The sequence below is a fragment of the Prevotella sp. E9-3 genome (assembly GCF_022024015.1).
Taxonomy (GTDB): Bacteria; Bacteroidota; Bacteroidia; order Bacteroidales; family Bacteroidaceae; genus Prevotella.
The window spans coordinates 1,466,571-1,480,602 of the sequence record NZ_CP091786.1 but is presented as its reverse complement, the minus strand read 5'-3'; the positions used below and the strand labels follow the sequence as shown (position 1 = coordinate 1,480,602).

13 protein-coding genes and 2 tRNA genes are annotated in these 14,032 nt (G+C 41.2%); all 15 read right to left on the bottom strand.

The features are described 5' to 3' along the window. Nucleotides 1–21 precede the first annotated feature (21 nt). Entirely contained in the window at nucleotides 22–726 is a 705-nt protein-coding gene (locus L6475_RS05315; protein ID WP_237823263.1) for an L-ribulose-5-phosphate 4-epimerase, read from the bottom strand. Between the two features lie 6 nt (nucleotides 727–732). Continuing rightward, nucleotides 733–1,407, bottom strand: coding sequence for an NUDIX domain-containing protein (locus L6475_RS05310; protein ID WP_237823260.1), 675 nt, complete (start codon nucleotides 1,405–1,407; stop codon nucleotides 733–735). A gap of 107 nt (nucleotides 1,408–1,514) precedes the next feature. Continuing rightward, nucleotides 1,515–3,260, bottom strand: coding sequence for a sodium:solute symporter (locus L6475_RS05305; RefSeq protein ID WP_237823257.1), 1,746 nt, complete (start codon nucleotides 3,258–3,260; stop codon nucleotides 1,515–1,517). Between the two features lie 45 nt (nucleotides 3,261–3,305). Then, nucleotides 3,306–4,463, bottom strand: coding sequence for an aldose epimerase family protein (locus L6475_RS05300; protein WP_370641660.1), 1,158 nt, complete (start codon nucleotides 4,461–4,463; stop codon nucleotides 3,306–3,308). Between the two features lie 103 nt (nucleotides 4,464–4,566). Further along, on the bottom strand, nucleotides 4,567–5,484 hold the full coding sequence (locus tag L6475_RS05295; RefSeq protein ID WP_237823253.1) for a DMT family transporter: 918 nt from the start codon (nucleotides 5,482–5,484) through the stop codon (nucleotides 4,567–4,569). A gap of 34 nt (nucleotides 5,485–5,518) precedes the next feature. Continuing rightward, nucleotides 5,519–6,247 (bottom strand): tRNA pseudouridine(38-40) synthase TruA, encoded by a 729-nt coding sequence (gene truA, locus L6475_RS05290; RefSeq protein ID WP_237823250.1) that lies wholly within the window; start codon nucleotides 6,245–6,247, stop codon nucleotides 5,519–5,521. Between the two features lie 76 nt (nucleotides 6,248–6,323). Continuing rightward, nucleotides 6,324–6,959, bottom strand: coding sequence for a hypothetical protein (locus L6475_RS05285; protein ID WP_237823247.1), 636 nt, complete (start codon nucleotides 6,957–6,959; stop codon nucleotides 6,324–6,326). Between the two features lie 158 nt (nucleotides 6,960–7,117). After that, a tRNA-Asp gene (locus L6475_RS05280) sits at nucleotides 7,118–7,194 on the bottom strand. A 31-nt stretch (nucleotides 7,195–7,225) separates the two neighbouring features. Continuing rightward, nucleotides 7,226–7,299 (bottom strand) — tRNA-Asp (locus L6475_RS05275). A gap of 151 nt (nucleotides 7,300–7,450) precedes the next feature. Beyond that, complete coding sequence (locus L6475_RS05270; RefSeq protein ID WP_237823244.1) at nucleotides 7,451–7,900, bottom strand: hypothetical protein; 450 nt, start codon at nucleotides 7,898–7,900, stop codon at nucleotides 7,451–7,453. Nucleotides 7,901–7,902: 2 nt separating this feature from the next. Continuing rightward, nucleotides 7,903–8,292: a hypothetical protein gene (locus L6475_RS05265; protein ID WP_237823241.1), complete on the bottom strand. Its 390-nt coding sequence runs from the start codon at nucleotides 8,290–8,292 to the stop codon at nucleotides 7,903–7,905. A gap of 33 nt (nucleotides 8,293–8,325) precedes the next feature. Continuing rightward, on the bottom strand, nucleotides 8,326–8,877 hold the full coding sequence (locus L6475_RS05260) for an RNA polymerase sigma factor (protein WP_237823238.1): 552 nt from the start codon (nucleotides 8,875–8,877) through the stop codon (nucleotides 8,326–8,328). Between the two features lie 18 nt (nucleotides 8,878–8,895). Next, nucleotides 8,896–9,216, bottom strand: coding sequence for a T9SS type A sorting domain-containing protein (locus tag L6475_RS05255; RefSeq protein ID WP_237823235.1), 321 nt, complete (start codon nucleotides 9,214–9,216; stop codon nucleotides 8,896–8,898). A gap of 70 nt (nucleotides 9,217–9,286) precedes the next feature. After that, entirely contained in the window at nucleotides 9,287–11,623 is a 2,337-nt protein-coding gene (locus L6475_RS05250; protein ID WP_237823232.1) for a DUF4861 family protein, read from the bottom strand. A gap of 51 nt (nucleotides 11,624–11,674) precedes the next feature. After that, complete coding sequence (locus tag L6475_RS05245) at nucleotides 11,675–13,912, bottom strand: S9 family peptidase (protein WP_237823230.1); 2,238 nt, start codon at nucleotides 13,910–13,912, stop codon at nucleotides 11,675–11,677. Nucleotides 13,913–14,032: the final 120 nt, after the last annotated feature.

The following is a 14,032-nucleotide window of genomic DNA, read 5'->3' as shown; positions in this document are numbered from 1 at the left end:
AATTGTCACTAATTCTAAACCTTATTTCTTCTTTTGGCCATAATAAGCATTAGGACCATGTTTACGACTATAATGCTTTTCAATGAGAAGAGGATTCATCGTCAGATCAGGATTCACAGAAAAGGCAACAAAAGCCATCTTGGCACACTGTTCCATCACCTTTGCGTTATAGACAGCATTATCGGGTGATGTACCCCAAGAGAAAGGACCATGATTCTTCACCAGCACAGCGGGGGTGTGATCAGGATTAATTTTTCGGATATTCAGAATCTCATCAACAATAACGTTGCCTGTTTCCAATTCGTACTGACCTTCCACTTCAGCTTTAGTCATATCACGGGTACAGGGAATATCCTTATAAAAATAATCGGCATGAGTAGTACCAATATTGGGAATATCACGACCTGCCTGAGCAAATGCTGTCGCATAAGTAGAATGTGTATGAACAACGCCTTGAATATTAGGGAATGACTTGTATAGCACTAAGTGAGTAGGAGTATCACTTGAAGGATTCAGATCACCTTCTACTACTTTACCGCTTTCTAAATCAACTACAACCATATCTTCGGCCTTCATCTCATCATAACTTACGCCAGAAGGTTTAATGACTACAAGTCCTTTCTCACGATCTATACCCGAAACATTGCCCCAGGTAAATATTACCAATCCTTGCTTTACCAAGTCAAGATTGGCCTTGAATACTTTTTGCTTAAGTTCTTCTAACATAGTTTCTTAGAGTTTAAAGTTTGGATCTTCATTATAGACATTTTTATTGAACCTATATAGAGCTGCTCCACGTTTTGAGGTAACCTTATCAATGAGTTCGGTCTTCTCAATAAAGTCCATATCCTTAATACGCTTACGGAAGTTACGCTTGTCAATCTCTTCACCACTCACAGCCTCATACAAACGCTGCAATTGGGTAAGGGTAAACAATTGAGGCAATAGACGGAAGCCAATGGGCTCTGACTTCATTTTCTGCTTCATCATCTTCCATGCTTTCATCACCATCTCATTATGGTCAGAATATAATTGTGGAAGATCACCTATATTAACCCACTCTACACCATACTGTTTACGAAGATTCTCACTGTAATCTTTCACGTTGATAAGAGCATAATAGGCAACAGAAATAACGCGTTCGCCTGGATCACGATCCACATTACCAAAAGCTCCAACCTGTCGCATGAAGATATGGCGCAAACCTGTTAGTTCTGTCAATGTTCGCTCGGCAGCACCGTCTAAACTCTCGTCTAAACCAACGAAACCACCGTAGAGACTCCATTCCCCACGTCCGGGATCCATCCGGCGTCGGCCTATAAGCACCTTTAACTTATTCTCGTCAAAGCCAAAAATGATACAGTCTACTGATACCCAGACTTTGGAATGTTCGTTATAAAATGTCATCTTTTCGTTTTTGTATAATAAAATAATTGTTTACCTAAAGTAATGATAAGTTTCTATAGAGTAGTAGACCACTAATCAGTAATCTACTACTCTATGGAAATTAAATATTACCAGAAGTAAGCATAGAAGCATGCGCAAAGGCCGATAACCACCAAGGTTCCAAGAACATCCCAAACGTTCCAACTTTCGCGTATGCTCTTCTTGAAGTCGTCACTAAATGTGATAGCATCAACCTGAGCCTTAGAAGGTGCAGGAGTGAAGAAGCTGACGACCACCATCAATGCGATAATGAATACTAAAAGCCAGCACTCAAAAATGAGCCAATTGGTCTGCCAGAACCAAGCTGTGTTCTCCCAAAAAGCACCATCCATGGCAGCTTTACCAGAGTCAGTAATAACATTGGTTACCAAACGAAGCATACCAACAAGGAAGCCTCCGATAAGTCCCCATTCACCAGCTTTAGGGGTAATTTTCTTAGAGAAGATACCGAGAGTGAACACTGCTACCATGGCAGGAGCGATGAGTGACTGAATGTCTTGCAGATAGCTATACAGATTACCCATATTCATCATGATAGGCATCCATGCAAGGCCAAGCAATACAACAACCACTGTTGCCACACGACCTACGAATACATAGTGTTCTTCGGTCATACCTTTCTTCATGGGCTTATAGAAATCCTCCGTGAACAAGGTGGCACAACTATTAAAGAATGCTGCCAATGAAGCAACAAGAGCGCAAACAAAGCCAATAGTCACAATACCCTTAATACCTGCAGGAAGAATATTCTTCACCATCATAGCGAAAGCACCATCGGTTGACTCGTGGTTGGTGATATCCATTTCAATACCGCTACCAGTCTTGAGTGACAAGGCATAAGCAATCATACCCGGAATCAAGAACATAAAACAAGGAAGGATCTTGAAGAAACCGGCAGCAATGGTACCACGACGTGCACGAGCTATAACGTCTTTATTATCCTCGCCTGGCACCTGACCAAGTACACGCTGAACGATGTGCTGGTCAGTACACCAATACCAGAAGCCTATGATAGAAGCGCCTAAGAAAACCACATAGCCAGGGAACTGCGGATACATGGGATCTGCAACATCGGTATGGAACATATGAGTAGTTCCGAAGCCATCGTGTGCTGCATTACATGCGGCCATCATGGCAGCCCAACCCTCTGTGATACTACCATCACCAAGAGCAGACAATCCCAAGAAGAGAACCAAGAACGAACCAATAATAAGTATGGGTGTCTGAATGGTTGACAAGGTCATCACGCCCTTCATACCACCAAAGACAGTGAACACAGCAGTAATGGCGATAAGGCCAATAGCACCATACCAGAAAGGAATACCAAGAAGGAACTTAAAGAAAATACCACCAGTAAAAGCTGTCACTGAAACCTTCGTAAGCACATAGGCAACCAAAGTAATGATACTGAGCCATGATCCTGTGCGCTGGGTATAACGGAACTTCAAGAAATCGGGCATCGTGATGATTTTGCCCATCTTGGTAATCAGCAACTGATAAAAAGGAACAAACAACCAGCCAAGAATCAGGATCATCCAACCCTGCATTTCCCAATGGGCCATTCCTACGCCGTCTTTTGCACCAGTACCAGCCAGGCCTACAAGGTGTTCAGAACCAATATTCGCAGCAAAGATTGCCATGCCAATTACATACCAAGGTTCGCCTTTTCCAAAAAGGTAGGCTGACGAATCTTCACCTTGCTGAGCCTTCTTGTCTTTCCAAATGGCATACCATACAGCAGCGACAACTCCACAGAGGCCGAGAGCAAGAACTACCCAATCGAGCCATATAAATTCATGAGAACTCCAATCCATAGTTATTAATAATGTTTTGAAAAGTATGTTAGTAGCTATTTATTATTATTTCACAGAGAACTTGAATGCCAGATGGCTATGATAAGTTTCGCCTGGCTTTAAGTATGGTGAAGGCCATTCAGGATGGTTGGGAGAATTTGGATATTTCTGACTCTCCAAGCATACTGAAGGACGCTGAGGATACTTAACGCCACCCTTGCGCACTACATTTTCTTGGCCGCCGATACCCTGGAAATTACCTGTATAAACTTGCATACCTGGCTCGTTAGTGAAAGCCTCCAACAGAATACCAGTTTTTTCAGAATAGAGTGAAGCAGCCACTTTTGTATCATCGCCATTAGTATTCAGAATCCAGTTGTGGTCAAAACCGTTGCCAAATTTAACCTGTTCATCATCCATGCGGAGTGAATCCTGAATAGCATGAGCTATACGGAAGTCCATAGGAGTTCCTTCAACGCTACGAATCTCGCCAGTAGGCATAAAGGTTGAATCTGCAGGTGTAAATGTATCAGCATTAATATACATTACCATATCCATAGCAGGCTCAGTGGGGGTTCCGTTCAAGTTAAAATAAGAGTGATTGGTCATGTTTACAACTGTCTCCTTATCGGTTGTAGCTTCCATCACAATATCAAGAACATTGTCATCAGTAACACGATAAGTAGTCACAGCAGTTACAGTACCGGGGAAATTATTGTCGCCATCAGGACTCACAAGTGTCAACTTCAGTGTCTGATCATCTATCTGTTCAGCATCAAAAACCTGATACTGCCAACCAGTGGGACCTCCATGCAGGCAATGTCCGAAATTATTCTGTGGCAACTGATATTCTACGCCTTCAACAGTGATCTTTCCCTGATTGATGCGATTTGCATAACGTCCAATAGTGGCGCCAAAATCACTGGGAGAGTTTTCTCTGTCTGCATATTGTGCAATATTATCATAACCCAAAACGACATCAGTAGGCTTGCGATCGCGATCTGGAACGATAAGCGATACAACACGGGCACCAAAGTTTGTGATGCTGACTTCCATTCCATTCTGATTCTTCAAAACGAAGAGCTTCACAGGCTTTTCGTTTATCACAGTATCAAACTTTGCGGCATCAAGACCTGAATAAGAAGAAACAGGTTTTGGATCGCAAGAAACTAGCATCAGTGCTGCTGCACCAAGGCAGATAAATGAATTTTTCAATACTTTCATTTTACTCTGATTTTGTTTATTTTTTAGTTATTGTTGATAATTTGGGTGTAAATTTACAACTATTTTTTGAATTAGCAATAAAAAAAGTCTATTATTTTCATTTTTATCGACTACCGATGTAGAGGAACACCATTCCCAAAAGCACTAAAATGAGGTCGAAAGCCTTAGCCTTTAAGTTCTTTTCCCGGAAGAAAAGAGCCCCAAACAAGAAGCTCACCACTACCGACCCTCTCCGAACCATACTTACTATACTAATCATTGCAGTAGGAAGAGAAAGGGAATAGAAATACATAAAATCGGCTACAGAAAGGAACAAGCTTACTCCAAGTATAGCCCAATCCCAATGGAAAGGTGTTGTCAACTTATGCTTAGGCCACCATAGCAAAACAAGCATAAAGAACATCAGTACACATTGATATATATTATACCATGACTGGACCATCATACGGTCAAGCCCCACCCCACCTTCAGAGACTGGAGCCATGAGATATTTGTCATATAATCCACTAACAGCGCCTAAGACAGCCGCTCCTACGATCATATAAATCCAATGATCATGCTTAAAATCAATTCCCTCCTTTTTTCCACTCTTACTGAGAAGCAAGAAAGAAGTCACCGCCAATGACACACCTAACCATTGCCAACCGTTCAAACGTTCACCAAACACCAACAGTGCACCAATCAGCACCATTACTGGACGAGTTGCATTAATTGGACCAACTATTGTTAGCGGGAGATGCTTCATTCCAAAATAGCCAAGTATCCAACTTGACAGCACAATAAATGCTTTCAAAACGATATACTTGTGCAGTTCCCATCCACCAGAACCAACATAAAAGACAGTATCATCAAGCAGTTGCGTCTCTCTACTTAGGAAGATAAAGGGAATAAAAATAAAAGACGAGAATAAAGTATTTAAAAACAAAATAGGTATAACAGCGTTATCCTTCAAGGCTTTCTTTTTCAGGGAATCATAGACACCCAATAAAGTTGCCGACAAAAATGCTAAAACTAACCACATTTACAAAAAGATATTCATTCTAAGAATACAACAATCAATATTCTATCCGTTCCAAGAAAAGAGCATTCCCCGGCATAGACTCACCAGCATCACTTCGCCGTTTACCTTCTATCACACGCCGAAAATCATCTAATGTTATTCGTCCACGCCCCACCTCAATAAGCGTTCCAACAACAGCGCGAACCATATTACGCAAAAAGCGGTTAGCTGTAATTTCAAAATACCAGGTTGTAGGAGATGTCTGATGCCACCGTGCCTCTGTCACACAACAAAGAGTGGTCTTAACATCAGCATGCGACTTACAGAAAGCTCCGAAATCCTCATACTCCATCAATATACTTGCTGCCTCATTCATTTTCTCAAAATCTAACGGATAGTGAATCTCACAGGAATAATGACGATCAAATGGTGACTTACAAGTATGTATATAATAATAATAGGTACGCTTAGTAGCTGAGAAACGGGCATGCATATCATCAGACACCCGTTCTATTTTTTGGATAGCGATATCACGACGCAGTAACTTATTCAGTTTATATACCAACTGATTAGCATCAAAAACCACGTCAGTATCAAAATGAGCTACCATCATTCGAGCATGAACTCCGGCATCAGTTCGACCAGCGCCAGTAATAGGAGTATCATGTCTTAATAGCAGAGTAAGTCCACGCTGTAATTCTTCTTGCACAGAAGAACCATTGGGCTGAATCTGCCATCCATGAAAACATGTTCCATCGTAACTCAAAGTAATAAAGTACCTCATAACGAAGCGCAAAATTATAAAAAATAATTTGTATTAGGACAGAACACTCCGAAAAAGTTTAACAGGACAATGAATTCTATTCAGAAATAGCTTCCAAAAGTTTCAGAAGACTTTCCGCGTCAACCCAACTGAAAGAATCCATTGAAATAACGGTTTTGTAAATTCGCTTCTTTTCTTTTGGCAATCTTCTAACCAATTCGCGTTCATGCGCACGCACAATTTTTCCATCCAGCAAATAGTAATATTGACGTATCAAAGGAAGAGCGATACCTTCAGTAGGAGTAAGATCAATGGTGGTGTAACTTAGTTGATCACCAATAGACAAATTCGTAATATTCACATCATTACGAAGCATGGCTTTATAAGAGTCCAAATCAAGCAAGGTGACACAATACAGCTTATTCACTCCTACAATCCCTACTTCACAAGCCAACATATTATCAATATTTATAAAATGATGTTTGCCTATATCAACTGTAGATATTGTTGACATCGTGGCCTCCATCGTAGCATCCCCTCGTTTAAAAAGAAGGGAGGCATTTTTCAAAAACACATTTGCAAAGGCTGTCTTCACCACCTTTCCATTTGTCATTTTAATCTCTGCTGGCTTATACTGATGATAAAGTGTAAGATTACGGGTATTATCCTGTGCATTCAATAGAACCAGATTAATACACACAAGCAAGCAACTAAGTAATAATTTTCTTTTCATATTTGATTGTAATAGACAAACGTTTTCTTTAGCACATTCTTGACTAACTTACTAGAACGACTCGAGCCAAACAAATCACAGGCTTTATGCCAAGTACACTTCCATCGAAAACATTATTAACGACAAAAAAAGCTCACCGTTTCCGATGAGCTTATTTTTGGCGGTGCGTACGAGATTCGAACTCGTGACCTCCTGCGTGACAGGCAGGCATTCTAACCTACTGAACTAACGCACCAGTCCATTAAATTTGCTATCGATGTAGGTTGCGGTGCGTACGAGATTCGAACTCGTGACCTCCTGCGTGACAGGCAGGCATTCTAACCTACTGAACTAACGCACCAGAGTACCTTTTTCGATTGCGGATGCAAAGGTACAAACATTTTTCGGAAAATAAGAATGTTCTATTAAGAATTAATCTGTAAGTAACATTCTTTAACGAAAAGCACTTAAAAACATCCGAAAAGGCTTTCCATTTTCCTCAAACCGCTTATTTAATCGTGCTTTTGGGGTCTTTTACCTCTCTTTCCTCCCCACTCTTTCAACTTATGCCTATGAAACTTATCTTCAGCTTTAATTATGTCGTAAACCTTAGAGGCTGGCAGAATTTCCAAGAAGCGATTATGATAGTTCTGCTGAATACGTTTCAGTTCTACTTCAAGATAATCCCGATATTGAACAACTTTTTTACAGCTATCTTCAGTATGCGGTTTAACAAACTCAGCTTCTTTCAGACGCTTAAACAATCCGCGTTGCTTCTTTTTCATCTCTTTATAAAGAGGGAAAAAGCGTTCAGACTCTTGCTGAGTTAGCTTTGCTTCTTTTTCAATATAGGTGCGCAATTCCTGCTCAAACTTTTCAGGAGAAAACTTCTCAGTTTTCTGAGCTGCTAAACTAATTACTATTGAAAATAGAGCGACAATCAATGCAAATTTCTTTCCCATAATTAGTAATCGCTTGTAAGACATGCATAAATATCATAGTTGTCAACCATTGCATAGTCGGCCACTTCATCATAATAAGCATCAGAGGTTTCCGTTTGTATTGAAAGTTGCTGAGTATTATCAGCATCTTTAGAGTCAAAATAGACTGCTATGCAGAATGTTGCTATCAGAAGAGATGCTGCAGTATATAGCAAGGGGCGCATACGCATGATAATTGGGCGCACCTTACTACCGAACTTAGGTTCGACAATATTCAGTTTGCGTTCAGGGTATTCAGGCAGGCGCTGCATCAATTCTGGTGTCAGACGCTCGAAATACCCTTCGGGGACTCCATAAGGATTTCTATTTCCCACGCGCTTTTTCAAATATTTCTCGTCATTCGTCATATACATTTTTCTTTATTGACGTATTCAAATAGTAATAGTTTAATCATGACCTTCAAAAAAGTCACGTATTTTTTTTACCGCTATATGATATGAAGCTTTAAGGGCTCCTTCTGAAGTACCTGTGACACGACTCATATCACTATATTTCATTTCATCAAAATATCGCAAAGTAAACACAGTTCGTTGTACTTCAGGCAATTGAGCTATCGCTTCTTGCAACAGCGCCTCTGTTTCATTACCATCAAAATAATCGTCGGCCATCAACTGCTGAGCCAGTCCTGTATCTACATTATCAACGCTGAGTTCAGTAATACGTTTCTGTTTACGAATAAAATCAAGACTCTCATTAATAACTATGCGCATAAGCCAAGTAATGAGTTTCGAATCACCATGAAAACTATCTAACCCATTCCAGGCCTTGACAAGGGAATTTTGAAGAACGTCGTTAGCATCCTCGTGAGTGACCACTATACGACGAATATGCCAATACAGCTGTTCACTGTATTGGCATACCATTATCTCGAATCCCTTACGTTGTGTCTTTGAATCAGCGAGAAGTTTCTTCAGTTCCTGATCGCTCAGTACTTCCATAGGTTCTATTTCAGATTCTCAACGGACAGTTATTTTTCTTACGACCTTCCCAATCTTCAGAATGTAACAGCCTTTAGGCACATTGAGTTCCACCTGTTGAGCTGGCCCTTCGATTTTATAAGATGCCACCTGACGTCCAGTAATTGATACAACTTCAAGAAGCATTCCACTCGCTCCCTTTACATCTACTTTATTACCTTCTACGTCAATACTGATTGCACGCTCTGGCTCAACCTGTTCAGCTACACCCATTGCCATCTCCATCATCATTGGAGAAGCCTGTAAACAAGCAACTGTCAAACAGATAATTCCTGAGAATATGATTAGCCTTCTTCGCATATTATCATTATTTTTTGCAAAAATAGAGAAAAAACGCGAAACTTCCAAATATTTTATTATATTTTTAGTACTATTCCCCAATTGTTACCAACAAAGGTTCTTCAATAGTTTTCAACGCCCACGCAGAACGCTGTTTCCATTCCTCCATTGAGCGTACATCATATTTTGACCATGCTGATCCAAAATAATAGGTAAAGTTTTCACCACGATAGCTATTTTTTATTCCTAACGCATGCCCCTCATTACCACCTTTTGGCTGATCGAAAAGGAGTTTTTTAGACTCGACAGGGCCATCAGGGAATATGACTCCTACATACAAGACACAATTATTCACACGCACATTGTCTGTTGGGTCGGCATATAGAAGATAATTATTAGCCAATACAACATTCTCTTTTTCTTCAGAATGGATTACGAACCCTGTAGCCAAACTCACAGGCTTTGTGAGACCATTGTAGCAGACTGTCACCTTATTAAAATTAGAGCCTTTGTCTAATTGTATATAACGATGCTCCACCACAGCAGTATCACCATTAATAGTTGCAGGATTATAGGTCAGGTGCACCGTAGTACGCATAGGCCCGTTATCAAGTATCTCTGCGGTCTTAAAGCAGTAAGGATATTGAAGTTCTCCGTTTACCATCAGTGCAGGTGTGCCACACCCCAGGGTGGCTCCTACTTTATAGAGGTCCATGCCACGCCCGTGATCATTATGATAAGAATTCAACCTATAGAGCGAGTCACCACGCTGCCTATTCTCCTTACGAAGTTTTTCTACAGCCGGCATCATAACCACATCTTCAATCCAATATCGTTGTTCAACCACTAATTCAGGCGTATTTTTAGACCACACATCAGTACCATAGCTACGTTCTCCAGTACGCTGCAAAGCAGGTCCATAGACACGATAAGCCCCACGATCATTTTCCCATGCATAGTCATCCTTTCGTTCATTGTAAACGCGGCCATAGCAAACAGTTGAATAATTTCTGGGGGTACCTTTCTTTATTGTAAACGTGAGTTTTCCATGTGGACGTACACCAGCATCAAGTAACACCTTTCCATCGTAACTCAACTGATAGGGAACTTCAAGTCCACCCTCATCAAAAACGACAAACTGCCTACCTCCCTGAATAGATAGCTTGTTGTAGATGGTCTGTGCATCAAGTTCAACAACTTGCTGAATAAAATCGGCAGTATTGTTTGAAACAGATACCTTGACGGACTTAGAGTTATTGGCTACTGCAGAATTGGCACCCACCGATTTATCGTCAAAACGCACTTTCTCGCAGGCTGCAAGGAGAAAAGCTCCCACCCCAAAATTTGCTTGAGAATGAGCATCTACAGTTTTTGTAGGATCTGGCTTCTCGCCTATAGGCTGAACGAAACCCACACTACCATCTTCCTGTAAAGCGGTAGTCACCAAGTAAGTCCATGCTTTGCTGACCACGGGCTCATAGACAGAGCGATCCAACAGTCCATGATTCATACCCCACAACATACCATAGGTAAAGAATGCAGTTCCTGAAGTTTCAGGGCCTGGTGCATCCTCTTCACAAAGCATAGAACGACTCCAATAGCCGCCAGGACGCTGAACACGAGCCACTCCCTCAGCCAATTCACGGAAACGTTGTACGAAAAACGGACGGTGTTTATAATCTGCCGGCATGTCATTGAGAACCTTGGCAAGTCCGGCCAATACCCATCCATCGCCACGTGCCCAGAAACTTTTGCCTCCATTGCAGGCTGTCTTCACTTTAGGATAAATGTATTTCGCATCACGATAGTACAATTGTTCATCCTTATCGTACATAAGTTCATCTGCCCAGCGGAAATTTTCATACAGCTTGTCCAGATATTTCACTTCGCCAGTGGCCTTATAAAGCTTAGTCATAACAGGCATCACCATGTAAAGAGCATCAGCCCACCACCAAAAATCGTTTTCTTTAGAACGGACTTCAGTGTCCATCACTTCAATGGCACGTTTAATTTTGAATGGATCTGGATTAAGTTCATACAAATCGAGATAGGTTTGAAAACAAATCTGCCAATCCCCAAAAAGAACAAAATCATGACCTTCGCCGTAAGTTTTGTATTTCCACTTTGAAGGATCTTGTCCCTGTGCTCCCATCCATTTATTGTGGCGGGCCCAATCTTCACTGTAGTTTTTCCATCTTGCCACTCCTAAAAGCCTATAGGCTTCCATATTTCCGGTATGATAGGCTGCTTCATCCCAGAACGAACGTACTTGCGGCTTGTGATGCTGTTGCCAATAATCATTCACCTTGGTGATAATCTCGATAGTTGGCAGTTTCTGTACAGGTTCAAACCGCTTTCTCTTAGCACGGGCACTGACCGATGTAACCACGATCAGGACTGATAGTAGTAGTAATGTTAGTCTTTTCATGTTATGGTAATATTTGTTAGTAATTTTTCAACAAAGCATTTTCTTGCCCACTTATTTCAAATGTTCTCCGAAGAAATTCATACACTGGCGGAACAAATGATTGCGCGTGTTTCCTCCGTAAATACTGTGATTACGATTAGTATAAACCAATTGTCTGAAGTCCTTGTCTGCCTGTACTAATGTTTCAACGTATTCGGCCGTATTCTGATAGTGTACATTATCATCACAAAGTCCGTGGCAGAGTAACAGAGCGCCATGTAACTGAGAGGCTCGAGCCATTGGGTTTACTTCATCATATCCCTGTTTGTTTTCAGCAGGAGTACGCATAAATCGTTCAGTATAAACGGTATCATAGAATCGCCAACTTGTAGGAGGAGCAATGGCTATTCCTGCAGCAAAAACACCTCTACCCTCACTCATTGACATAAGTGTATTCCAACCGCCATAAGACCATCCCCATATGCCAATGCGACTAGCATCAACAAAGCTCTGACGACCTAACCATAGGGCTGTCTCCACCTGATCTTTTGCCTCTTTTTCTCCCAAGCGCAGATAGGTACACTTTTCAAATTGTGCTCCTCTACCTCCGGTTCCACGATTGTCCACACAAACAACTATATACCCTTGCTGAGCCATATACTGTTCAAGGATTGCTCCCTGCCCATTCATACCGATGTTCCAAGTATTCTTCACTTGCTGACTTCCTGGTCCTCCATACTGGAAAAGCACCACGGGGTATTTCTTCTGCTGATTAAAGTTTTCAGGCTTTACAATCCATCCATAGAGTTCAACATTTTCGCCAGTGGTGAAAGAAAAGAGTTCTTTCTTTCCCTTGGCATAGATTGAATATTTCTCAGTCAACTCCTTATTATCCACTAATGTGGCAGTTACTTTTCCCTGAACATTTCTGAGCGTTATCTTCGTAGGAGTGTTAAGATCGTTCCAAGTATTGATATAGTTTTTGAAATCACCAGAGAACACTGCAGTATTCCATCCATCCTTTTCGGTAAGGCATTCTACCTTTCCATTCTTCCTCGATACAAAGACTTTCTGATTGAGAGGACCGTTGGGTAAGGCGGCAAAATACAAATCGCCAGTCAGTTCGTCATAACCATACACATCGGTAACAACGGTATGCTTACCTTCTGCAACGACTCCTGGAATAACAATGTCTGAGACAGTACGCTGTAACTGTCCTGTCAGCGTATAGAGGTAGATATGATTGTAACCATCACGTTCGCTTGTCAGCACAATATGCTTGTCAGTGATTTTAACCTGTGCAAAAACATTTTCATTAATATACTTATCTACTTTATCCTCAATGGCCAACTGACAAACAGTACTCAGCGGATTAGCCATATACACGCGAAGTATGTCTTGATGGCGATTCAAGGTGAACACTGCAACTTTCGTCGGGTCGCTTGTAGGCATAATGCGAGGCACATAACCATCGGCGTCAAGAGGCAGTTCAAGCTTTCTTGTCTGATGGCTTTTGATATCATAGCTCAACACACTAACCTTTGAATTCTGCTGACCGGCCTTTGGATACTTGTATGAATAGAAACCGGGATATGTTGCCAGACTATCGATAGAAGGATACGCTCCACGAAACTGCTGAAGAGAATACTCCTTAACATCTTTCTCATCATAGCGAACCCAAACAATCTGGCGGGAGTCAGCAGAGAAAGTCATAGCAGAATTGAACGAGAACTCCTCTTCGTTCACCCAATCGGGTATGCCATTAATAATCTCGTTGGCTTTGCCATCCTTCGTCACTTGACTCTCAGAGTTATTGAACAACAATTTCACCAAGTGTATATTATTGTCACGGACGAAAGCCACTTGCGTACCATCAGGACTCCACACAGGAGTTTGCTGGGGGCCTCCATCACTCAAGGGCTCAAGTTTGTTGTTAGCCAAATTATAAATATAGTAAACAGCTGTAAACGAACGGCGATAGATTGATTTCGTTTGAGTTTGCACCAGCATGTGCTTTGAATCAGGGCTCATCACAAAGCCATCTACACGTTCAATTTTTGCGCCTCGTGCCTTAGCCGCATCAAACAATACTGAAGACTGCTTTCCCGTCTTGAATGAATAGCTGATAATCTGCTTACCATCAGCACTGATAGCTGCATATTGGTCGCTGCCGGCAAGAGGAGTAATGGCAGTCATACCCTCACCACGAAAAGCGCCATTAACTATATCTTTCAAAACAAGTTGTTGAGCAACCGAATTACTAAGTGCGACCGTCAAAAAAAGCACTAACAACAAAAATGATTTTTTCATATTCAATATCAAACTATTCCTTTTGGTTTAAACCTTATGAAGAGCAATTATACCGCTCTTGAATTTATACATGCAAAGGTACGAAATAAAATTGAAGTACAAAAAAACTTTTTATACTTG

Coding starts and splice junctions, on each gene's coding strand:
- L6475_RS05245 (WP_237823230.1), bottom strand. CDS start 13,912: ATGAAAAAATCATTTTTGTTGTTAGTGCTTTTTTTGACGGTCGCACTT.
- L6475_RS05260 (WP_237823238.1), bottom strand. CDS start 8,877: ATGGAAGTACTGAGCGATCAGGAACTGAAGAAACTTCTCGCTGATTCA.
- L6475_RS05305 (WP_237823257.1), bottom strand. CDS start 3,260: ATGGATTGGAGTTCTCATGAATTTATATGGCTCGATTGGGTAGTTCTT.
- truA (WP_237823250.1), bottom strand. CDS start 6,247: ATGAGGTACTTTATTACTTTGAGTTACGATGGAACATGTTTTCATGGA.
- L6475_RS05250 (WP_237823232.1), bottom strand. CDS start 11,623: ATGAAAAGACTAACATTACTACTACTATCAGTCCTGATCGTGGTTACA.
- L6475_RS05255 (WP_237823235.1), bottom strand. CDS start 9,216: ATGCGAAGAAGGCTAATCATATTCTCAGGAATTATCTGTTTGACAGTT.
- L6475_RS05315 (WP_237823263.1), bottom strand. CDS start 726: ATGTTAGAAGAACTTAAGCAAAAAGTATTCAAGGCCAATCTTGACTTG.
- L6475_RS05300 (WP_370641660.1), bottom strand. CDS start 4,463: ATGAAAGTATTGAAAAATTCATTTATCTGCCTTGGTGCAGCAGCACTG.
- L6475_RS05295 (WP_237823253.1), bottom strand. CDS start 5,484: ATGTGGTTAGTTTTAGCATTTTTGTCGGCAACTTTATTGGGTGTCTAT.
- L6475_RS05270 (WP_237823244.1), bottom strand. CDS start 7,900: ATGGGAAAGAAATTTGCATTGATTGTCGCTCTATTTTCAATAGTAATT.
- L6475_RS05310 (WP_237823260.1), bottom strand. CDS start 1,407: ATGACATTTTATAACGAACATTCCAAAGTCTGGGTATCAGTAGACTGT.
- L6475_RS05285 (WP_237823247.1), bottom strand. CDS start 6,959: ATGAAAAGAAAATTATTACTTAGTTGCTTGCTTGTGTGTATTAATCTG.
- L6475_RS05265 (WP_237823241.1), bottom strand. CDS start 8,292: ATGTATATGACGAATGACGAGAAATATTTGAAAAAGCGCGTGGGAAAT.